This window comes from Streptomyces sp. NBC_00876 (assembly GCF_045207435.1).
GTDB lineage: Bacteria > Actinomycetota > Actinomycetes > Streptomycetales > Streptomycetaceae > Streptomyces.
The window spans coordinates 2,856,639-2,878,698 of record NZ_CP108800.1 but is presented as its reverse complement, the minus strand read 5'-3'; the positions used below and the strand labels follow the sequence as shown (position 1 = coordinate 2,878,698).

The 22,060-nt window shown below is 68.8% G+C and carries 18 protein-coding genes; 6 read left to right on the top strand and 12 right to left on the bottom strand.

All coding sequences use genetic code 11. From position 1 onward, the window contains the following. Positions 1-23 precede the first annotated feature (23 nt). The 3 genes from OG782_RS12550 (at position 24) to OG782_RS12540 (ending at position 3,005) form a co-directional block, all read left to right on the top strand. A complete protein-coding gene (locus OG782_RS12550; RefSeq protein ID WP_406450314.1) occupies positions 24-1,538 on the top strand; it encodes an MDR family MFS transporter in 1,515 nt (504 codons plus the stop codon). A 132-nt stretch (positions 1,539-1,670) separates the two neighbouring features. Then, positions 1,671-2,465 (top strand): GntR family transcriptional regulator, encoded by a 795-nt coding sequence (locus OG782_RS12545; protein ID WP_406450312.1) that lies wholly within the window; start codon positions 1,671-1,673, stop codon positions 2,463-2,465. Positions 2,466-2,759: 294 nt separating this feature from the next. Continuing rightward, positions 2,760-3,005, top strand: coding sequence for a hypothetical protein (locus tag OG782_RS12540; RefSeq protein WP_406450310.1), 246 nt, complete (start codon positions 2,760-2,762; stop codon positions 3,003-3,005). Between the two features lie 42 nt (positions 3,006-3,047). On the opposite strand, the gene OG782_RS12535 is transcribed toward OG782_RS12540, so the two are convergent. Both OG782_RS12535 and OG782_RS12530 read right to left on the bottom strand, forming a co-directional pair. Next, on the bottom strand, positions 3,048-3,398 hold the full coding sequence (locus OG782_RS12535) for an immunity 49 family protein (RefSeq protein WP_406450308.1): 351 nt from the start codon (positions 3,396-3,398) through the stop codon (positions 3,048-3,050). Between the two features lie 55 nt (positions 3,399-3,453). Then, entirely contained in the window at positions 3,454-4,203 is a 750-nt protein-coding gene (locus OG782_RS12530; RefSeq protein ID WP_406450306.1) for a transposase family protein, read from the bottom strand. Positions 4,204-4,642: 439 nt separating this feature from the next. Between OG782_RS12530 and OG782_RS12525 the strand changes: the two genes are divergently transcribed. From OG782_RS12525 to OG782_RS12515, 3 genes are all read left to right on the top strand, one after another. After that, positions 4,643-5,098 carry a hypothetical protein gene (locus OG782_RS12525; protein WP_406450304.1) on the top strand — a complete coding sequence of 152 codons (456 nt, stop codon included), beginning with the start codon at positions 4,643-4,645 and terminating at the stop codon, positions 5,096-5,098. Between the two features lie 72 nt (positions 5,099-5,170). Next, positions 5,171-6,505 (top strand): VanZ family protein, encoded by a 1,335-nt coding sequence (locus OG782_RS12520; protein ID WP_406450302.1) that lies wholly within the window; start codon positions 5,171-5,173, stop codon positions 6,503-6,505. Between the two features lie 436 nt (positions 6,506-6,941). Further along, on the top strand, positions 6,942-7,691 hold the full coding sequence (locus OG782_RS12515; protein WP_406450300.1) for a transposase family protein: 750 nt from the start codon (positions 6,942-6,944) through the stop codon (positions 7,689-7,691). A gap of 6 nt (positions 7,692-7,697) precedes the next feature. On the opposite strand, the gene OG782_RS12510 is transcribed toward OG782_RS12515, so the two are convergent. The 10 genes from OG782_RS12510 to eccD all read right to left on the bottom strand — a co-directional run bounded on the left by OG782_RS12510 (position 7,698) and on the right by eccD (position 22,013). Then, positions 7,698-8,162, bottom strand: coding sequence for an immunity 49 family protein (locus tag OG782_RS12510; RefSeq protein WP_406459024.1), 465 nt, complete (start codon positions 8,160-8,162; stop codon positions 7,698-7,700). Between the two features lie 325 nt (positions 8,163-8,487). Next, a complete protein-coding gene (locus tag OG782_RS12505; RefSeq protein WP_406450298.1) occupies positions 8,488-9,303 on the bottom strand; it encodes an immunity 49 family protein in 816 nt (271 codons plus the stop codon). A 67-nt stretch (positions 9,304-9,370) separates the two neighbouring features. Continuing rightward, positions 9,371-12,232 carry a hypothetical protein gene (locus tag OG782_RS12500; RefSeq protein ID WP_406450296.1) on the bottom strand — a complete coding sequence of 954 codons (2,862 nt, stop codon included), beginning with the start codon at positions 12,230-12,232 and terminating at the stop codon, positions 9,371-9,373. After that, positions 12,229-12,654, bottom strand: coding sequence for a DUF6507 family protein (locus tag OG782_RS12495; protein WP_406459022.1), 426 nt, complete (start codon positions 12,652-12,654; stop codon positions 12,229-12,231). The genes OG782_RS12500 and OG782_RS12495 overlap by 4 nt, the downstream gene beginning before the upstream one ends. A gap of 151 nt (positions 12,655-12,805) precedes the next feature. Next, positions 12,806-13,126, bottom strand: coding sequence for a pore-forming ESAT-6 family protein (locus OG782_RS12490; RefSeq protein ID WP_406450294.1), 321 nt, complete (start codon positions 13,124-13,126; stop codon positions 12,806-12,808). A gap of 60 nt (positions 13,127-13,186) precedes the next feature. Continuing rightward, entirely contained in the window at positions 13,187-13,519 is a 333-nt protein-coding gene (locus OG782_RS12485; protein ID WP_406450292.1) for a hypothetical protein, read from the bottom strand. Between the two features lie 127 nt (positions 13,520-13,646). Next, positions 13,647-15,068 (bottom strand): DUF6177 family protein, encoded by a 1,422-nt coding sequence (locus OG782_RS12480; RefSeq protein WP_406450290.1) that lies wholly within the window; start codon positions 15,066-15,068, stop codon positions 13,647-13,649. A 103-nt stretch (positions 15,069-15,171) separates the two neighbouring features. Next, on the bottom strand, positions 15,172-19,182 hold the full coding sequence (gene eccCa, locus OG782_RS12475) for a type VII secretion protein EccCa (protein WP_406450288.1): 4,011 nt from the start codon (positions 19,180-19,182) through the stop codon (positions 15,172-15,174). A 58-nt stretch (positions 19,183-19,240) separates the two neighbouring features. Next, positions 19,241-20,611 (bottom strand): hypothetical protein, encoded by a 1,371-nt coding sequence (locus OG782_RS12470; protein ID WP_406450286.1) that lies wholly within the window; start codon positions 20,609-20,611, stop codon positions 19,241-19,243. 61 nt (positions 20,612-20,672) lie between these two features. After that, positions 20,673-22,013, bottom strand: coding sequence for a type VII secretion integral membrane protein EccD (gene eccD / locus OG782_RS12465; protein ID WP_406459020.1), 1,341 nt, complete (start codon positions 22,011-22,013; stop codon positions 20,673-20,675). Positions 22,014-22,060: the final 47 nt, after the last annotated feature.

Here is a 22,060-nt window from a genome sequence, read left to right as displayed (position 1 = left end):
GCGATACACGGACGGGGGAAACGATGACTCAGAACACGAACGACACCCGTGACCGGAACGGGCCGAAGGCCGAACCGCCGCCTGCCGGTGAGGGCGGCGGCCCGTCGAAACTCGTCCTGTTCGGCCTCCTGCTGGGCCTGATGCTCGGTCTGCTCGACGGCACGATCGTCGGCACCGCACTGCCCACGATCGTCGGCGACCTGGGCGGCCTCGACCACCTGTCCTGGGTGGTGACGGCCTACCTGCTCACCGCCTCCGTCTCCACCCCCATCTGGGGCAAGCTCGGCGACCTGTACGGGCGCAAGGGCAGCTTCATCTGGTCGATCACGGTGTTCCTCGTGGGATCCGTACTCTCCGGGCTCGCCCAGGACATGGGCCAGCTCATCGCCTTCCGCGCCGTCCAGGGACTCGGCGCGGGCGGCCTCATGGTCGGCGCCATCTCCATCATCGGCGTCATGCTGCCGCCCTCGCAGGCGGGCCGCTCGCAGGCGATGATCGGGGCCATGATGCCCGTCGCCCTGGTCGGCGGGCCACTGCTCGGCGGCTTCCTCACCGACCAGCTGGACTGGCGCTGGGTCTTCTACGTCAACGTCCCCATCGGCGGGCTCGCCCTGCTCGTCATCGGCCTGCGCCTGCGCCTGCGCACCGAGCGGGTCGACGCGCGGATCGACTACGCGGGGGCGGGCCTGCTCAGCGCGGCCATCCTGGCCCTCACCCTGCTCGGCAGCTGGGGCGGTACGACGTACGCCTGGTCGTCACCGCAGATCATCGGCCTGGCACTGACCGGGGCCATCGCCCTGGCCTGGTTCGTCCGGGTGGAGCGGCGCGCCGCCGAACCGGTCATCCCGCCCCGGCTGTTCGCCGACCGCAACTTCACGCTCGCGCAGATACTCACGTTCCTGGTGGGCGCCGCCATGCTCGGAGCTTCCACCTACCTGCCGCAGTACATGCAGTTCGTACGCGGCGCGTCCTCGACGGCCAGCGGCATGCTGCTGCTCCCGCTGATGGCGGGGATGTTCGCCGCGCAACTCCTGCTCGGGCGGCTGCTCGCCAACGGCGGCCGCTACCGCCCCTACCCCATCGTCGGCGGCGCGCTGACGACCGTGGGCGCGCTCATGCTGCTGACGACGGACACCACCACCCCCACGGCGGTGACCTCCGCGCTGACCCTCGTACTGGGCGTGGGCATGGGCCTGCTGATGCAGAGCACGCTGCTCATCACCATGAACAGCGCGACAGCGCGCGACATGGGCGCCGCCACGGGAGCCGCCACCCTCGTCCGCACGATCGGGAGTTCACTCGGCATCGCGGTGCTCGGTGCCGTCTACACGAGCCGCCTCCACTCGAGCGGAATGCCCGACGGCGGTACGGCGTGGACTCCCGAGGCGGTGCGGGGGATGCCGGACGAGGTCCGCGACGCGGTACGGACAGCGGTCACGGACGGCCTGCACGGGGTGCTGGCCGGCGCCGCGCTGCTCGGGGCCGCGATCTTCCTGGTGGCCTGGCTGATGCGGGAGGTGCCGCTGCGGGAGGAGTGAGCCTCTGAGCGCGGCAGGTCCGCCCGAGCAGGTCCGCCCGAGCCGGGCGGGCCTGCTTGAACGCAAGACGCATGGCATTTTCAACTTACGTTGCACCTTTCAAAGTGAGTCGAGGTGTGCAATGCTTCCGGCATGGTGAACGTGGGGAAGTACCTCGAACTGGCCGAAGTGCTGACCGAGAAGATCAAGACGGAGCTGAGCCCCGGCGATCAACTGCCCACGGTCTCCGAGCTCGCGAAGCAGTTCGGAGTCGCACCGAACACCGCGTCGCGTGCGGTGCAGGTGCTCAAGGAGCGAGGCCTGCTGTCGGGAAGGATCGGGGGCAAGACCTGGGTGCGGGTCGCGCCGCAGCAGACGGTGCGCCGGAACACGCGCTATCAGGCCGAGAAGGACCTTGTCCTCAAGTCCGAGGACGAGCGCCGTCAGACCGGAGTCTCGGAGCTGGACACCGGCGCCTCCCTGGCGTCCCTGCACCGGGACACGCTGAAGGCCGACGTGGTCAAGTGCTCGGCCGATATTGCCGAGGCGCTGGGCATCGAGCCGGGGGCCAGCGTGCTGCGGCGCGTCGGCGTCCGCCATCCGCTCAAGGGGGCCGGGGCGGTCACCGGTGTCTCGTACATCCCGTACGACCTCGCGAAGCAGAACCCCGACCTGTTCGACGAGAGCAACGAGCCCTGGCCGGGCGGTTCACAGCACCAGCTCTACATGCTGGGCATCGAGGTCGGCCGGATCGAGGACCACGTGACGGCGTCCACGGCGACCGACGAGGAGGCGGAGTTGCAGGACGTCCCGCCCTCGGTGCCGATGATCAGGGTCCGCAAGATCACGTACTCGACGACCGGCCGAGCGGTGGAAGTGAACGACATCCCGCTCCCGGCCGACCGGACGAAGCTGATCTTCGACACGCCGCTGGCCGACTGGAAGTAACCGGTTCGCGCGCCTCCGCGGCGACCTGACCGCCGACTTCTTTCCCTCTCCCTGCCAATCACTCGCGCACCGGCGCGAGACATCAACCTGCCCTCAGGGCAAGCAATCACACCCCCGTGGGCTCCGCGCTGCCGCCGGAGCAGCCACAGGGGTGCCCAAGAGCTGAATCGGAGACAGCTACATGCTGAAGAGTTCGACCGGTGAGTACCACATATCCGGGTTATGCCCCTCACCGAGCACCAGACCTGCCTGTCACCCCACATCTGAACTGAGCGTCGAAATCGAGGAGCGGATATGAGCGCGGCATGGTGGTCCTGGGCAGCGGCAGCGGTATCGATCATCGGACTGTGGGTGGCGGGGATCAATCCCCGCGTCGGCTGGGCCTACGGAATCATTAGCCAGGGGGTCTGGGTCGCCTATGGAATGGTCACCGAACAGTGGGGCATGATCGCCCTTTCGTTCGCGTTCGTGGTGATCTACATAAGGAACCTCTACAGGTGGCGCCACACCCGCTTCGAGCGCTCGCCGGCTGCGGCGTAGGGCGTATCTCCGGGTGAAGTGCGGTACGGGGCCGGGGAGTTCTCAGACGGGGAACTCTACGACCCAGCTGCGCTGGAGGAGGTGCTTGGGGAGGTACTCGGATTCGACGTCGATGGGGAAGTCGCCGTCGTAGGCGAGGCAGGCGATGGCCAGCGGGCCGATGGCCCATAGTCCCTTGATGTCTTCCGCGCGGTCTTCGTCTCGAGTCCAGTATTTCTTATGGAGTTCGAGCGCCTCTGCCAGGGCGGCGTTGAAGCCGTCGTGGTCATGTTTGACGAACTGGTAGAAGAGGTTGATCGGCGGGTACGAGATGTTCTGCAGCCAGTCCCGCGGAGCGATTTCGGTCACGTCCGGGTGGGAGCTCTGGAAGGCTGCGGTGAGGGCCTCGACCATTCTGGGCTGCTGGCGCAGCCAGTACGCCTGCAGTGTGGCTACCCAGTGAGCGTTTTCAGCGTTGCCTCTCCAGGGTGAGGACGGCTTTGGCGATGACGCTCATGCGGTTGGGGCTGATACGGGATCTGCGGAAGATCTGCCATGACTTCAGTCGTGCCATGCCTCGTTCGACGGGTACACGGGCTGCGGACAGGGCCCGGTTCGCGGTCTGCTCGGTGGTGGTGAGTTCGCCGCCTGGCGGTCGGCGCTTGGCGGTGGTGACCCAGTCGCCGGCGCCGATGTAGGCCATGTCGGCGAGGATCGGGACGCCCTGCCGCGCACAGATCCGAAGGATCTTGTGGGTGCGGGCGGCTGTCAGATCGTGGGTCCGGCCCGGCAATGCCGGCGACAGCCAGAGGATCCCTCCGCCGGGGTCTGTGACGACCTGCACGTTCACCCCGTGCCGCTTGTGCTTCGAGGAGTAGTCGGCCCTGCCGTCACCGACGCGGTCGCACTCCGCGAGCGTGCCGTCCAGGAGAACGAAGTCCGGATCGTGAGCGCGTAGCGTCTTCAGCAGGCCCGGTGCCTGCTCGGCGAGCAGCCCGGTGACCGCGGTGACGTAGGCATGGGCGGTGCCGACCGATATCCCGAAGGCCGAGGCGATACGGGCGAGGGTGTCGTGGCGGCGCAGGTACACGAGTGCGATCAGCGCACACCGGTGCGGCGGGAGTTTGCACCGGCGGTCACCTTCACGGGTGACGATGAGCATCGTGACCCACTCGACCAAGGCGTGAGGCAGGTCGAGTGCGGCAGGATACGGAACCAACAGGGCTCCTGCGTAGTTGAGTTGAGACGTCGAACACCTCCCGCAACGGCACGGGAGCCCTGTCCGTTGCGCACTCCGATCGCAGACCGCCCCGTCACCCGACCAGTGGCAACGCCGAAAACGCTCACTGCCAAGAATAAGCCGGTTTCCGGATCTCTTGATATCCCACTACGCCCCACCACGTCCCTTATGCTGGACCATAGGGCATAATTCCCAGTAATCAGGACTTGAATTTCGAACCAATCCCTGGCGTCAAGCTTTATCGAGCCAGTTACCGGCTAAAAACACCTGCACATTGAATCCTGCAAATGCCTATGATCATCCGGCTGGGTCGATCCCAGTTTGCAGCCAGGGAGGGTCCTGTTTGCCGCCGATCGCGCACGGTATGCGCGAGATGGCGGTTTCCTGCCGTTCCCCTCCGTAAATATGAGGGGTTATTGTGCATTCTACGCTCGTCAAGACTCTGGCCGTTCCGGCTTTGGTACTGTCCGTCTGGAGTGCTTCCGGAGTCGCTCAGGCGGACACCGTTTCGGGTGCGAACGGAGAGGCCGCCGTCCTGACGGCTGGCTGCCCGAGTGACGGCTGGTACGGCGGCGTGAACTCGCGCTGCACCTCGCTTTCCAGCGGGGCTCTGTTTCACCAGGAGTGGCACCCGACCAGTGGGACTGGTGAGATCAAGACCTGGTATGTCAAGTCCAGCGGAAGTGCCATCACGATGAAGCTGGGCTACGTCCAGGGCGGCACGACGCACTACGGTTCGACGGTGTCGCAGGTGTCCGGAACGACCAAGACCAAGACCTGGAGCACGTCGTACGACAACGTGTGTTCCACAACTACCGGTGTCATGAGCGTCAGTGGGCAGGGCCTGTTCCAGACGCCTTCCGCTCACTGCTGACCGCACCCAAAGGATGACGAAGGGAGCCCGCCTTCTGCGGAGGAGGCGGGCCCCTCTAGCGAGAGTAACAGCGTGTTCCAAGCAATATTTCAGGGCAAGGGCGAGTTTGTCGCACTGCTTGCACTCGTTTCGGCGGCACTTGCGTTCATTGTTTTTGTGTGGCGAAAGAATCGGCAGGCTCCAGCGCTTATACCCGCTGCTTTCACTCTCTGTCTCGCGATTGTCCTGGGAGTGACTCTGTTTCTTTCCGGGAGCGGCGAGGCCAGCCGTGAGTGCACGCTCAACCACCAGATCTGGGAACCGTTCCGGACGACGCAGGGCCTGCTGAACGGTCTGATGACCGTCCCTCTCGGGTTCCTGGGACTGCTCGCGTCGCGACGCCGGCTCTTGACGATCACGGGGGTCGTCCTGGGGCCATGCGTGGTCGAGGTCGCCCAGGCTTCGGTGAACGCGTTCTCGCGGTTGTGTGACAGCTCTGATGCCGAGATGAACATCCTGGGCGGCCTGCTCGGCGTGGCCTTGGCGTGGCTTGTGGCCCGGGCCCGCTGTCTGGAGCTGAAGCCGGTTCTCAAGGAGCGCACCCCCACAGCGGTGGCGGCTCTGGCCGGTGTCGCGGTCATCGTTGTTGCGGCGTCAAACATCACTTTTACTGCGGTCGACGCCACCAGCGTGCAGTCCGGTTCGAACCAGCAGGCCGACGCCATGCGCGACGCCCTCGTCGAGGCGTTCGGCGACAAGTTCAAGAACATGGGGGACGGGCGGCTTCAGTACTCGCCGGATCCGGGACTAAGGCGCGGTGCTGTTCACTTCTCCAGTCCGAAGGTCGACGCGGACCTGTCCTGGCCGTCAAAGCTCAACCTCTCAGCGATGTTCGAGTGGAGCGACAAACCCACCAGTCGATCAATCTCCATCGACGGCCGCGAGCACCCCCGAATGGATCTCGCGGAAGCAAGGAAGTTGGCCACGCAGTACGCCAAAGACCACTATCCGTGGGTGAGTACTGCAAATCACGTTACGGCGGTGCCCGTCGCCGACGGCAAGCTCGGCTGGATGGTGTCCTGGCGTGTGCTGGATCACGGCGTCCTGATGCCGGCCATGCTCGACGTGCAGATCAACACAGCCGGCCGCATCAGCCAACTGCTCGTATCAAGAGGGCCGGCGCACCTTAGCGGCCTACCGTCCATCAAGGTCACCCGCACCCAGGCAATCAGCATCGCTAAAAACTCCATGGCCCATACTGAGGAATTGGATTTCCACGCCAACGTCCTCAAGGCATCCCTCCGCGACGGACATTGGAACCCCGAGTACATCGTGCAGGCGATAGTCCGAGGATCGAAAGACGAGTCCACGAGTGAAACTTATGTCGACGCCCATACTGGGCAATTGCATAAGGATGCCTCGGGGTGATTCCAAGAGTCTCGCGGGCCCGGCGGTATGGACGACATCGTCCCGGTAGTACGACGAAGCCCCCGGCGGGTGCCGGAGAGTGGTCTGTCAAACGAGCGGCTCTGTCCCGACGCCGGGTGTCCGTTAGGGCAGGAGGACGCGATGGCGGAGCAGGTCGAATGCACCGTGTCCCTGCATCTTTTGCGCTGACCAGCAACTTTTGCGGAGTTTCGGCGACCGGGCACCAAAGGGGCGTCCACAGGGGCATGCCGGGGGCTCGTACGTGCGGGGCGGCGGACGACGTACGGCGACACGGTCGCTGGCGGGTAGTACTCGTCATCGGAAGTGGCCGCTGATCGGGTGACGAGGACGGTGTGAGGTCGGGGCGCAACGGACAGAGCTCCCGTGTCGTTGAGGGAGGTGTTCGACGTCTCAACTTGGCAGCACAGGAGCCCTGTTGGTGCCCTACCCTGCCGCACTCGACCTGCCGCACGCCTTGGTCGAGTGGGTCACGATGCTCATCGTCACCCGGGAGGGTGGCCGACGGTGCAAGCTTCCGCCGCACTGTCGCGCGCTGGTCGCACTCGTGTACTTGCGCCGTCACGACACTCTCGCCGGCATCGTGGGAGCCTTCGGGATATCCGTCGGCACCGCCCACGCCTACGTCACCGCGGTCACCGGCCTGCTTGCCGCACAGGCCCCGGGCCTGCTGAAGACGCTGCGCACGCACGATCCGGACTTCGTTCTCCTGGACGGCACGCTCACCGAGTGCGACCGCGTCGCAGACGGCAGGGCCGACTACTCGACAAAACACAAGCGGCACGGCGTGAACGTGCAGGTCGTCACCGACCCGACCGGGAAGATCCTGTGGCTGCCGCCAGCACTGCCGGGCCGCACCCACGACCTGACCGCCGCCCGCACCCACAAGATCCTCCGGATCTGCGAACGCCAAGGCATCCCGATCCTCGCCGACATGGCCTACATCGGTGCCGGCGACTGGGTCACCACCGCAAAGCGCCGACCGCCATGCGGCGAACTCGCCCTCAGCGAACGCACCAAGAACCGGGCCCTGTCCGCAGCCCGCGCACCCGTCGAGCGCGGCATGGCACGGCTGAAGTCATGGCAGATCTTCCGCAGATCCCGCATCAGCCCCAACCGCATGAGCGTCATCACCAAAGCCGTCCTCACCCTGGAGAGGCAACGCTGAAAACGCTCAGTGATAGAGGTACTCGTCGTGCTGGGCACCGGAGGCGCGCAGCACATCCATCGGCACCTCGCACAGTTCCGTCATCCGCTCCTGATCGCGGCAGATGACGGCGAACCAGAAGGCATCGATCCACGCCGGTGCGTTGATGAAGGTCCGGGGACCGGTGGCGGGCAGTGTGCGCATCTCGTGATGGATGCGGCACTTCACCGTGCCCTCGGTGGCAGTCGCGGTCCGGAAGATCGCGGATCCGGCTTGCATGGCGTTGACCACGGCTTCCCAGGTTTCGATCCCTGAGCACGTGGGATCGATCGTCGAGCGGGCCTGGACGCACGTCCGCACGGAGTCCCACAGTGCGTCGATCATGCGCGGGGACTGCTCGATAGAGCAGATCTCATCAACGGTCTCTTGAGTCAGGGCTCGCGCGAAGTCCGCATCGTCCGGCCCAGGCAGGCCATGGCGAGGGATGGTCACAGACAAGAAGGCCTCCTGGGCGGTCCATCAGGGCAGGCCCCACTGGGTAGTTCGTCAGGTGGGGAACTCTCCAACCCGCGTTGCCTTCATCAGGTGCGCGGGCATGTGGTCCGACTCGACCTCGAGGGAAAAGTCGGCGTCGATTGCCAAGCAGGTTCAGTCGTCCGCCCGCTGAGCCGCCTGGCGCGTTGTCTGCGGTCCCGTCACGCGTCCTGTCGGCACCGCGCAAGTAGGAGCTCAAGAGGCAGGAACTCCGCGGCGTCCCGGTGTTCCTGTATGTCTCGGGATGAAGATCCTTGCGAGTCTTGATGACCTCTGGCGGTACTCAGGTGTCGATTTCACCAGACCAGCCGAACTGCAGCAGCTCTTTTGGCATGTAGTCGGATTCGACCTCGATCGCGAAGTCGTTGTCGAAGGCCATGGATGCGATGGCGAGTGGGGCGAGAGCAACCAAACCGTCACTGCTCAAGGATCGCGCCTCGTCCGCGGTCCAATACTGCTTGTGCCATTGGAGGAACTCGGTCAGTGATGAATTGAATTTGTCAGCCTCCCCGCGGTTGTAAAGCTGGAATAGTTCAAGCGGCGGGTAAAGGATTTTCAGGAGCGTCTCCTTGTCGGCGATCCGGGTGGTCTCAGGGGTGGCGTGACTGATTGCGGCGATCAGACTGCTCCACATGTCGCTTGAGCGGCGTGCCCAGTAGTTCTGCAGAGCTTCGACCCATTCATAGACGTACTCGTCGAACACTGCCCCGGATTCACGGAGAAACGACACCGGCACCTGCATGAGACGGTCGAGGCGCTCCTCCTCGCGGCAGATCGTGGCCAGGTAGACCGAAGTGAGCCACGATCCGGCGTGTGTGTAGGAGGTCGGTCCGGTTGCGGGGAGTTGCCTCATCTCGCCGGCGGGACCGATGCGACAGGGCAGCACCCCTTCTGTCGCAGTGGCCGAATCGAACAGGGCGGAGCCGACCTGCATGGCTGTGACCCACGCCTCCCAGGTCTCGATCTTCTCGCCCTGGGGATCGTCGGCACAGCGCGACATGGCCACGGTCAAGCAGCAGTCAAGGGCCCGGGAGCGGGACATCTCCGATACTTCAAGCCGATCGAGGACCCGATTGGTGCTCTCGGTGAGCGAAGCCATGTCCTCCTGGGCAACCTCTACAGGGAAGTCATGGCGGGGAACGCTCGTGACCACTGGTTTCTCTCCTCTAGTAGATATCGAAGTACTCAAGCACGGAGCCGTCGTAGGAGCCCGAGCTCTCCTTGCCCTTTACCAGAACATACTGCAGTTTTCTGTCCTCAAGGGCATCGAATAGCTTCTCTGCCAGCTCCCTGTCCTTGCCGCCTCGCTTCCACATCTCATGGAAAATTGTTTCCAGGTATGGTCTCGTCCCTTGCTTGACCATCATGTTTGCGGCTGGGCCGGCACCTAGGCGAGGAGGGTTCAGACCCGCCTTCGGCCCCTTTTGCTCAACGACGAGATAACTGCCGTCATCGCCGATCTCGTATAGATCGTCAAGCATGTTGGCGCCGTTTGGCGTTCTGGGGAGGTCAACGTATTTGGCTGTCGGGAAGATCTTGGGGATGGTGTGGAGCCGGGATGCCTTCTCGCCGAGCCTCTCCGAGTGCTTGCTGTTGTTGGGGATATCGGCCAATTGATCGCGGTAGGCATCGGTCGCCGCGTCAAGGTTGTCGCGGTTCTGGGGTGACGGGTCTTCTTTGAATTCCCTCTCCGCGTTGGTGAGATCCACGCTCACCCTGCTGTTCTTTGCTGCCTTGTCAAGCTGTGGGAGGTGCCTGGGATCAGCGGAGTCAGGCTTGAGTGGTGTTCGGCTGTGCTTGATCTCCGAAGGACCGTGCGGCAGGTCGTACTTGGCTACCAGATTGCCGTTGGCGTCCTTCTTGAGGATGGGTAGCTCAACGCCGTCGACCTTGACGTTCTTGTTCCAGCGATGGCCGTCGCTTCGGTAGTGAGCATCGCGCCACACGTCGTTGTTGTTGGCCAACCACACATGCCTGTCCTGCAACTTCTTCCGCTCGGCGGCGGTCAGTTCTCGCTCGGCGGCACTCCCACCGTTACCTGCGGCGGCGCCTCCGTCTGCCTGATGCATCGGCGGAGCCGTCGTACCGCCAGCAGGTTCAGCGCCGGCCGTGGCGTCGCCTGCGTTGCCGGGCGAGTCGTGGCCGCCGGAGGGCCCGAGGTCGGCATGGCCCCCGCCGGGCCCTCCACCGTCGAGGTTGTTCGTCGGGTGGTGGCCGCCCGGCCCGCCGCCGTCCAGGCTGTTGCTCGGCATGTGGTGTCCCGCCGAGCCCACTGGCAGGTTGTTCGCCGCCCCGCCCGGGGTCCTGTTCGCACCGGTGGCGTCGTCGCCGACCCGGCCCGCATCGTCCAGGTCGTCGCCAATCCGCCCCACACCCCCCAGGTCGTCGCCCATCCGGATCAGGCCGTCCGCATCGCTGCCGGTGCGGGCGCCGACCAGTACCGGTTCGGGGGACGGGGTCCGGGTGGACGGGGTGTCCGCTCCGGCAGCCGGGAGCTCCTGCCGTGCGGCGCTGTGGTGTTGGAGGAGGGTGCCGTCCTCCTTCAAGAGGTTGGACTGGGGGTCCAGGTAGACGGTGTTGCCGTGCTCGTCCGCGCCCTTGATCACGCCCTCGGGGAGGGCGGTCGTGCCGTCGGGCAGTTTGAGGGCGCCTTCGGGGATGGAGAGGGAGCCGGCCGGGGGTGCCATGCCTTCGGGGAGGCGGACCACGCCGTCGCCCAGGTCGGTCGCCCCTGCGGGGATCTCGGCACCGTCCGGGAGTTTGACCGCGCGGCTCGGGACCTCGAACGCGCCTTCCGGGACGGCCGCGCCCTCCGGCAGGTGCAGCGTGCCGTCGGGGAGTTTGAACGCGCCCTCCGGAAGGGTGATCGCGCCCTCCGGAAGGGCGGGGACCTCGATGTGACCCAGCCCCTTCAGCCCCGCCAGGACATCGCCGGCCTTCGTCAGGCCCATGCCCGCGCCCTTGAAGACGTACGTCATCGGGTCGACGAACCGGCCCACCTTGCCCGCGGTGGACAGGGCCTTCGCCGCGAGGGCGGCCTTTCCGGTGCCGGAGGCCGCGGTGCCCGCGCCGCCGGTGAAGACGGTCGTCACGACGTTGAACGTCACCGCGCCCGCGGCGCGCGACGGGTTCTCGCCCCACTGGTCCCAGGCCACCAGCGCCTTGCCGGTCTCCTTCACCGCCCGGCGCGAATCGCGCAGCCAGGAGGGGAGCTGGTCCTCCGGCGTCGCCCAGAACGCGACGCCTATCGGCATGGAGCTGATCGCGAGTCCCGTGGCGAGCTGGCCCAGCCCCGTCCAGGCCTGCTTGGCCGCGTCCCAGCCGTCGACGCCGACCAGCGTGCCCAGGCCCTTGATCGTGCCCCAGACACCGTCGACGACGAAGCCCTTGAAGAAGTCCCAGGCGTGCTCGTGGAGGTGCCACCAGGGCTTGGACTCCTCGACCGGGTCGCCCCAGGGCAGGCCCTTGGCCTGCTTGAGGGCCTCGGCGTCGTAGCCGTAGGTGCCCTTCTTGCCGGAGCCGTCGTCGACCTTCAGGGGAGGGCCGTCGACCAGCGCGACGATCTTGTCGTAGCAGGCCCGCTCCACGTCCTGGAACGCTGCCCAGGTCTCGGCGATCTCGTCGTGGCGGTGGTTGTTCTCGTCGACCAGGTCGCCGTCCTCGCGCCACTTGTCGTCGTCCTTGATCTGGACGACGAAGGCCTCGGCATCGCGCTTGAGCTGCTTCAGTTTCTCGACCAGCGGGTAGGCGTCGCCCGAGTAGGTGCTCAGCGCGCCGGTGATCGTGGTCAGGTCCGACTTCAGTGAGGTACCGCGGTCCGCGACCGGTTTCGTCGTGGCGAACAACTGGTCGGCCTCGGGTGCCTTGTAGAACGCCTGGAGGCCGCCGAAGCTGCTGTGGACGTCACCGGCGGCCGTGGAGATCGCCTCGGCGCTTTTGGTCAGGGTGGTCACACTGGCGTCCAGCGCGGCCAGGTTGCCGGTGAAGACCGGGATTCCTGACGGGGTGACCGCCTCGTCCTTGCTCACTTGCCGGCCCTCATGTCCTTGAGCAGGTCCAGGCGGACGGACCTGGCGGCGTCCTGGGCCTGCTTGGCCGCGTCCAGGTCGCCTTCCACGTACTCGTTCGTCGCTGTGGCCGCGCCGATGACGGCCGCCTGGATGCGCTCCGACATCGACTTCAGCTGCGGCTTCCGCGCCGTCATGTACGTGCCCAGCGCCGCCGCGACGGGCCCCAGCGTGGGATGCGACAACGGCTCCGCCCCGGGCGCCACCGGACCGGCCACCGGCAACGACGCCACCGTGCCCGGTATCGCCGTGCCCGCCGTCGTCGCGGCGTCCGACAGGGCGGTGACCATCGAGTTCAGTGCCTTCTCCAGGTCACCGGCGTGCGTGCCGACCACCTTGAGCCGGCCCTGTACGCCCTGCGGTTTGATGTCCCACGCCGTCACCGATGCCCCCGTGCCCATACCTGTGCCCGTGCCCATACCTGTGCCCGTGCCCGTGACCGTGCCTGTGTCCGTGTCCGTGCCGAGGTTCCGGCTTGCCGCCGCCCGCCGGGAGAAACGATTCATCCGGTGGGCGGCCCCGCGAACTTCCCGCTCAGCCGATGTTGTCGACCGCTGCCTTCGCGCGCGCCAGCGTCTGCTGCGCGGTGCCGTCGTTCTTCTCCAGCGTCGAACGCAGCAGCTGGATGATGTTCTTGACCTCCTGCGAGGTCGTGTTCCACCGCAGTTCCTTGCCGTGGTACTCGTCCGCCACGCCGTCGGCCGCGAAGTCGCTCATCGCCGCCTTCACCTGTGTGTCCCGGGCCGTGATCACCAGCTCCAGCTGGGCGATCACCACCTGGATGTTGCCCTGGACCTCGGTGGAGGCGCCCGTGTCGTACGCACGCCGGTCCATGCCGCCCGCGTTTCCTGCCATCACCCATCACTCCCCGTCGGAAAAACGAAAGTCCGCCGCCCGCGCGCCGGGCAGGCCGGTTCAGCGGCCCGCGAACCGTGCCGCGTCGAAGTTGGCCGACGCCATCTGCGTCTTCGCGTTCTCGCCCTGCTCCTGGTCACCCGAGCCGAACGCCGCGTCCATCCCGGACTGGCCGCCCAGGATCCCGGACAGCGAAGAGTTCAACGCCGCGGTGATCTCGTCCGAGCGGTTCTTGAAGTCGTCGAACGCGACCCTGCCCGCCCCGTGGAACTTGCCCTCCAGGGGCTCCGCCGCCGAGATCAGCTGCCGGATCAGCGAACCCAGATCCGTGCTGGAACTCTGCGACTTCGACATCAGCGTCGAAAGGACCGAGGCCCCCATGTCGAACTTCATCAGTTTCCCCCACCCACTCGAATGGATGTATCCATGTTCGGATCCATGTCTATCAACTCGCGCGTCGCTACTGCAATCTGCAATCGGACAAGTTGTCGTTGTGACCAACCCATGACATCGGGAGCGCTCATCCGGCGCCCTTGAGGTGGCGCATCAGGCACTCGAAGTCCACCCAGCCCGTCAGGTCCGACGGGTCGCCCGGCAGCGGGTAGTACAGCGCGGGGCGGGTTTTCGGGCCGAGCGGGATGGGCGCCGCCGGCAGCGGTGTGCGGCGGGCGCGGTCACCGGGCAGGGCGCGGACCTCCTCCGCTCCGAGTACGAAGGCCAGCGGAACGCCCGGCCCCTCGAAGCGCGCCGGCACCGCCATGTCCCGGCGCGCTTTGCGAAGTTGTACGAGCATCGACTGGAGGCGGTGGCGGGTGGCGAGGGCCTCGGCGAGGGCGGGCAGGGCGTCCACCGGACACTCCTCGCCGCTTCCGTAGCCGAACGCCATCGTGACGTGCTCCTCGACTCCCGCCTCTGTGCGGGTGATGCGTACGGAGGCGACGGCCGGCCGGTCCGGGCTGCCGACCACGACGAGCCACGTCGGTTCCGGCGCCCTGCGGTGGGCCAGGTCGGTCAACTGGCGCAGGGACCAAGGGAGGTTGGCGGGTTCCGAGGTGCCCCAGCCGGCCGGGGGAGCCCCGGTCAGCTCCCGCCACACCGTCTCCAGGGCACCGCCGAGCACCAGCCGCTCGTCCGCCGGGTGGACCGTGCGGAAGGTGAGGCCGAGCTGGCGTTCGCCCGTGTCCGTGACCTCCCGGAAGGATGCCGCCACCGGGGTATCGGGGTCGTCCTCCGTGGTGTCGGGGGATGCCGGCGGCGCGAACATGCCGTCCTGCCAGCGCAGTACGGCGCCCGTCAGACCGTCGAAGTACCCGTCCCGCTCGTCCTGGACGATCCAGCGCGACGGCCATCCGCCCAGGCTGTCGCGTACGGCGGGGGACAGCGTGGTGCCTGCCGGGCTGACGATCTGGAGGCCGAGACCCGCCTCGGCCGCCGCCCGGTGGGCGTCGGCGAGCCAGGCCGTCATCGCCACCACCGGGCGGTCCTGGATGACCACGGCCACCTTCTCGGTGAGCACGTCCACGGCGGGCTGCGCGGCGGCCGGCGCCGGGGCGACGCCCACCCCGTCGCCCGGCACCACGGCGAGCGAGCCGACGGCGTCCGGCGGCCATGCGGAGCCGCCCACCAGTGCGGTGAGCCGGGTCGCGAACGTACCCGCGAGCTGCTCCGCCTCCGCTACCCCCGTGGTGGCGCGGGCCTCCGTCCACCAGTACGGGACCGGCGGCGCCGCCGCCCCGAGCAGCCGCTCCGCCTCGCCCTCCACGGCGACCAGCAGCGGCGCCTCGACCGAGACGAGCGGGCGTCCCTGCGCGTCGCAGAGCTGCACCACGGCGCCCTCGCCGTGCGCGCCCATCAGCTTGTCCGGGCCGCCGGACAGCAGGCCCGCGAGCACGCTCCACGGATCGGGCATCCGGGGGGTGAGCGCGATGACGTCCTTCGTCATGGAGTCGTCCGGTCCTTCGTCGTTCGGCGGTAGCGGTAGCGGTAGTAGTGGCAGAGGTGTTGGAGGTGTTGGAGGTGTTGGCGGTGGTGCGGTCCTGGCGGTCCTACCCGGCCTCGTACACCGTCTGGATCAGCCGGTTCGGGCGGCCCCGCTGGATGAACACGCCCCGGCCCGGCGCCTGTTGGGACGCGTACACCCCCGGAAAGAGCTGCCCCTCGCTCCGGTCGCCGGACATCAGCAGCGCCGAGGCGCCCGACTCGCGCAGGCCCTGCACCAGCGGTTCGTACATGCCGCGCGACGCACCGGCCACGCGCCGTGTCAGCACGAAGTGGAGGCCGATGTCGACCGCCGACGGGATGTACGGGAGGAACGCGGCCAGCGGCGACTGGCCCGCGGTCGTCAGTACGTCGTAGTCGTCGACCAGGACCACGATGCGCGGGCCGTTGCCCCAGCTGCCCGGCTCCAGGTCCTCCAGACGGGCGTTCTCGTCGGGCAGCCGCTTCTCCAGCTCGGTGGCTATCCCGGCCGAAAGGCCGGCACACAGTTTGGAGTTGTACGCGTAGCCGCCGTTGAACTCCTCCGGGACCACGCCCCGCAGGGAACGCCTGGGATCCATCACCGCGAACACCAGATCGTCCTCGCCGTAGCGGTCGACGAGCCCGCGCGCGACCGTACGCAACAGGTTCGTCTTGCCGCACTCGCTGTCCCCCATCACCAGCAGGTGCTGGTCGTGCCGGAACAGGTCGAGCAGGACGGGGGCCAGGGCCGACTGGTCGAGTCCGACGGGGACCCGCCGCGGCTCCGCGACCGGACCGGGCAGCAGCTCCGGCTCCAGGATGTGCGGCAGCACCCGTACGGGCTGGGCGACTTCGCCGTGCCATGTGGCGCGGACCGTACGGGCCGCGCGCTCCAGCACCGCACCCAGGTCCGCCGTGTCGGTGGCCCCGTCCGTGCGAGGGAGGGCGACCTGGGCGAACAGCTTCCCGTCGGTGAGGATCCGGCCGGGCTCGTCGGGCGACAGGGTCGCCGCGAGCTTGCGGTCGATGCTCGACTCGCCGGGATCGTTCAGCCGCAGCTCGACGCGGGTGCCGAAGTTGGACTGGACGGCGATGCGTACGTCGTTCCAGCGCAGCATGCCCGCGACGACGTGGATGCCGTAACCGCCACCGCGCTTGAGGATGTCCGCGATCGCGTCGTCCAGATCGTCGAAGTCGTCGCGCAGCGCGCCGAATCCGTCGATGACGAGCAGGATCTCGGCCGACGCCAGCTGCGGCAGCCTCCCCGCCGCGTGCAGGGTGCGCAACTGCTCGACCGAGTCGATGCCGTGCTCGCGGAAGAGGTCCTCGCGCACGGCGAGCATCGCGCGGACCTCCTCGACGGTGCGCGCCGCCCGCTCCCGGTCGGCGCGGCCCGCGACCCCTCCCACATGGGGCAGCTCCGCCAGTGCCTGGAGGCCGCCGCCGACCAGGTCGAGTCCGTAGACGCCGACCTCCTGCGGGGTGTGGGTCAGTGCGAGGGAGAGCACGAGCGTGCGCAGGAGCGTCGTCTTGCCGGACTGCGGGCCGCCGATCACGGCCGCGTGGCCGCCGGCCACCGTGAGGTCCAGGAACCACTGCCCCTGCCACTGCTTGGCCGGGTCGTCCAGCAGGCCGAGCGGCACCAGGAGCGGGCCCTGCCGCCGCGCACCGGTACGCCCGCCGCCCGCGCGCGCCCCGGCCAGGCGCATGCCGCGCGGGCCGACGTCCAGCGGTCCCGCGACCGTGTCCAGGGCGACTGCGGAGGGCAGCGGGGGCAGCCAGATGCTGCGCACCCCGGGGGCCGCGCCGGTCAACTGGTCGACCATGATCCCGAGTTCGGTCGGCCCGGTCTCGCGGCGGCGCGACGCGGGCTCCTGCGCCTGCTGCGCGCCCTCCGGTCCGGCCAGGGTGTTGAACGCCTCGTACTCCAGTGCGAGCGGCCCGGTCTCCTCCTCCTCGGCGCGCCGGGCGGGTCCGCGGTAGCCGCCCGAGACGTATCCCGCCTTGAACCGGGCGTAGTGGCTGGTGTCGACCTTGAGGTAGCCGAAGCCGGGCAGCGGCGGCAGGTGGAACGCGTCGGTGGTGTCCAGAACCGTGCGCGACTCGTCGGCGGAGAAGGTGCGCAGTCCGAGCCGGTAGGAGAGGTAGGTCTCCAGGCCCTTCAGCTTGCCGCCCTCGATGCGCTGGCTGGAGAGCAGCAGATGGACGCCGATGGAGCGCCCGATCCGGCCTATGGAGAGGAACAGGTCGATGAAGTCCGGCTTGGCGGTGAGCAGTTCGCCGAACTCGTCGATCACGACGAACAGATGCGGCAGCGGGTCCAGATCCGGCCGCTTCTGTGCGCGCAGGGCCGCGTAGTCCCCGATGTCGGCGACGTTGCCCGCGTCCTTCAGGGCCTGCTGGCGGCGCTTGACCTCACCGGCGAGCGAGGAGTGGACCCGCTCGACCAGACCCGCCTGGTTCTCCAGGTTGGTGATGACGCCCGCGACGTGCGGCAGGTCCGCGAACGGCGCGAAGGTGGCGCCGCCCTTGTAGTCGACCAGGACGAGCGCGAGGTCCTCGGGCGGATGGGTGGCGGCCAGGCCCAGCACCAGGGTCCGCAGCAGCTCCGACTTCCCCGAACCGGTGGCGCCCACGCACAGCCCGTGCGGGCCCATGCCCAGCTCGGAGGACTCCTTGAGGTCCAGGAGCACCGGCTCGTGGGAGTCGCTGATGCCGATCGGGACGCGCAGGAAGGCCCGCTCCCCGCGCGGCGCCCACAACCGCTCCAGGTCGAGCCGGGCCACGTCGTCGATGCCGAGCATCGCGGCGAACTCGACCGGACCGGACAGCGGGGCGTCCACCAGGGACTCGGCGGACAGCCGCAGCGGCGCGAGCATCCGGGCCAGGCCCTCGGCGAACGGGGTGCCGACCTCGTCCACCGTGCCGTGGGCCTGGACGGGTTCCGCCTCCCGCAGGTCCTCGATGGTCACGTCGGTGCCCGCGACGGTGATGCGTACGTTGACGTGTCCCGGTTCCTGAACCCGCTGTTCGAGCAGGTGCACCACGGTGACGCCCATCTCGCGCAGCCCGACCGCGTCGTCGGGGCGCGGCAGGTCGACGGCGTCCTCGCCGTGCCCGTCGGTGACCACGAGCAGCCTGGAGTTCATGGACAGCGCGTCCCGGCCCGCCAGCCCGCGGCGGACCTCGGCGGCGTACGAGGCCCGGCGGCGCAGCTCGGCACCGAGCCGGCGGGCCAGCTGGGGCGCGGAGGGTGCGATGCGGCGGGCGGCGACCGGGCCGTCGAACTGCTCGGTGTCGAGCAGGTGCGGCAGCCACTTGGCCCATTCCCAGTCCGTGATGCGCTCGCCCGGTGCCGCGACGGCGATGGCCACGTCGTCGGGTGCGTGCAGGGCGGCGGCCTGGACGAGCAGGGCGCGGACGACCCGCAGGCAGTCCTCGCGGGGCCCGATCACACTGATGTTGCCGGCCCGGTCGAGCGGCACGGTCAGCGGCAGTTCGGTGCCGTTGCGGAACCGGTTCGCCAGGGCCGATGCCTCGTTCAGCATGAACAGGTCGGGCGGGGTGAGGACGGACGAACCCTGCTCGGCGATCCGGAGGTCGCGCACCGGCATCTCGCCGGTACCGACCCGTACCCGCAGGAAGTCGTCGTCGACCCTGCGCCGCTCCCACAGACGGGCCGGGTCGCGCACGATGTCGTACAGGGCGTACGGCGACGGGTTCAGCACATCGGCCCGCTCGCGCCTCTCGCGCTCCTCGGCCGACAACTCCTCCCGCAGGTCCTCCACATAGGCCAGATACGCCTCGCGCTGGGTGCGGCGCGTGCGCTGGGCCTTGCCGCGCTGCGAGAACAGCAGGGCCGCGGAGCCGATGACGGTGACCACGAGGATGATCGCGCCGAGCCCGGCGAACTGGCTGTTGCGTACGACCGTCATCATCACGACGGACGACATGACCCCGGCGACCGGCAGCAGCGACATCGCGATGTTGCCCGCCTTGCCCTCGGGCAGGTTGGGTGGCGCCTCGATGGTCCGGGACGCGGACGCGGCCGGCGGGCGGGTGGTCCGGGCGGGGCGGTGGATCAGTCGGGTACTCATCGGCCTCGTCCGGTGTTCACGGTCGGCTCGTGGTTCCTGCTGGTGCTCGGCATCGGGGTCACCGGCGCTTCTGGGAGAGCTGGAAGACCTCGGCCGCCAGCCGGGTGGCCGCCAGCCGCGTCGGCCGGGCGAGCAGCTCGGTGCGCAGGGCCCCGCCGGCCGCCAGATGCCGGTCGTGGGGCAGGACGTGGACGCTCGCACCGGTGGACCGGAGGCGTTCGGCGGCAGCGTCCACATCGATGCCGGGCCGCTCCACCGTGCCGGTCAGCACGACCACGGTCCCCTCGATGATGTGGCGGGGCAGCCCCTGCAGCCACTGCAGCACCGCGTACGTGCTCGTGACGCCGTCCAGCGTGGCGGGGGCGGTCAGCACCCGGGCCTGGGCGGCCGAGAGGGCGACCCGGGCGACCTCCGCGGGCAGCGTCTCGCAGTCGACGACCGTCACGCCGAAGTAGCGCCGCAGCGCCACCATGACCCGTTCATATGTCGAGGCGTCCAGCATCGCCCCGATCCGGCCCTGGCTGCCGGGCAGCAGCCAGGCGTTGTCGGGGAGCTGGACGAGGTAGCCGGTGACGTCGAGCAGCGACATCTGCGGCTGCACGATGTCCGCCAGGTCGGCCGTGGTCCAGCGCAGGGTCTCGGCGCCCAGCCGCAACGGCAGTGAACCGAGCGCCGGGTCGGCCTCGACGAGCAGGACCGGGTCCTGGCGGTAGTGCGCGTACGCCGTGCCGAGCAGCGCGGCGACCGTCGTCTTGCCCGCGCCGCCCCGGATGGACGTGACGGCGATCTGCCGCCCGGTCGTGATCGGCTGCTGAAGCACCTCGGCGGTACGGGTGACCTCGGCGACCTCGCGCGCCGCCGACGAGGAGACGATGCGGCGCAGTGCGCGCGAGGCCCGTACGGCGACCGGCTCGCCCCGCTGCGGCCGGCGGGCCGCGGCGGCCAGCTCCCCGTCCACGACGGGCCGTGAATCGGGCGCCTCGAAGGACCCGGCACTCGCCGGGTACGGGGGCCGCGCGGGCGCCTGGGGCGGTCGCTGCCCCGGATTGCGGGGCTGGGGGTGTGGGTGTGCCTGGGGGTGCGGTTGGGAGCGCGGTTGGGGCTGGGGGTGCCCCTGCGACGGGGGCTGCGCCGGGGCCTTCACCGGGGGCTGCGCCGGGGCCTGCGGCCTCCCCTGCGGATGCGGGTCCTGCGCTTGCGGGGCCTGAACCTGTGCCTGCGGTGACCCCTGCGCTTGCGGTGACCCCTGCGCTTGCGGTGACCCCTGTGCCTGCGGTGACCCCTGTGCCTGCGGGGCCTGGGCCGGGGCGGGCGCTGTGGCCGTCTGTCCTCCGGTGCCGGTGCCGGTGCCGGCTGCTGCGCCCTGCGGGGCGGCTGCGCCCCTCAGGTCACGCAGCACGTCGCCCTGCCAGTTGTCCGCGTTCGGCATGTCTGCCCTTCTTCTCTGCTTCGATGCCCCGCCGGAGCGCCCGCGCATGTGGTGTCGGTCGTCAGAACTTGTTGAGCAGCTGCCCGTACATGCCGAACACGCCGACGGTGAGCGGGAAGAGCCCCACCACGCCGATGGACTCGACCAGATCGGCCGAGCGCCGCAGCCGGACCCGCACGTGCTCGGGCGGCTCGACCGAGAGGGCGAGCAGCGGCAGCAGCGCTGCCGCGCCCAGCACCGCGAGGGGGCCGGCGCCCCCGGCCTGATCCATCCACAGCATCACCAGCCGCACGACGAGGACCGCGGCGGCGGCGAAGAGCGCGGCCACCTCGGCGACCAGCGGGAACGCCCGCGCCCGCGACAGGAGCACCACCGCGACGAGCGACGGCAGCAGCACGGTCCACACCGTCGGCCGGTCGGCCAACGTGAGGAGCCAGCCGGCGGCGGCCGCCGACACCGAGGTGGCGAGCGTCGCGAGGGCGAGCCCTCGGTGCGTGGCGGCCAGCGCGTTGCCCACGTCGTGACGGCTGACGGACACACCGCCCGAGCGCCGGTCGTCGAGTGCGGTGAGGCCCGACGTCATCAGGGCGATCCGGGGCAGCATGCCGAGCAGGACCACGGAGAACACGGCCATGACGGCACCGAGCCTGGCCGGATCCGACTCGACGGCGGCAACGCCCTCCCAGACCACGGTCACGGCGGCCGTGGCCAGGGCGCCGATGAGGCCGCCGCGGCCCAACGGCGAGAAGAGGCCGAGCAGCGCCAGCGACAGGGCGGCGGAACCCGCCACGGCCGCCAGCCGCAGCGCCCCTGACCAGTCGTGCGCGTCCGCGGCGGTCCAGGCCGTGAGGACGCCGAGCCCGGTGGCGACGAGCAGGAGCGCGGTCGCCAGACCGCGATTGCCCCGTCCGAGCCGCGCGACGAGCGCACCGGCCACCAGCAGGGCGACGGTGACCGCCGCCAGGACGCCGGCGAGTGCCGCGAGCGGAACCTCGCGGCGGGCGAGCAGCGCGGCGATCACCGCGAAGGTCACCGCGGTCGCCCCCGCACCGGCCCGTCGCGCGGCCGGACGCCAGCGCCAGGCCTGCAGATCGAGGCTGTCGGCCACCTGGTCCGTGACGTCGTGGACGACCGGCGCGGGCGGTGCGGCGTGGGTCCGTACGAGCCGGAGCACGGCGCCGTCGCCGATACCCGCCGAGGCGAGAGTGCTGTCGTGCGGCAGCGCCGAGCCGTCGGAGGTGATCAATTGCCGGGTCAGCGGGCGCGATGCGGCCCGGTCGTCCAGCAACTGCAGGATATCCGGCAGAAGTTGTCCGATAGCGGTATCGGAGGGCAGCACGATGTCGGCCCGTCGCCGCTCACCGACCAGGGTCACCCGGCTCATTTCCGCCCGGGAAGTCATTGCTGTACTCGCCACTTAAGAAAACCTATCATCGCGATTTTCTGGAA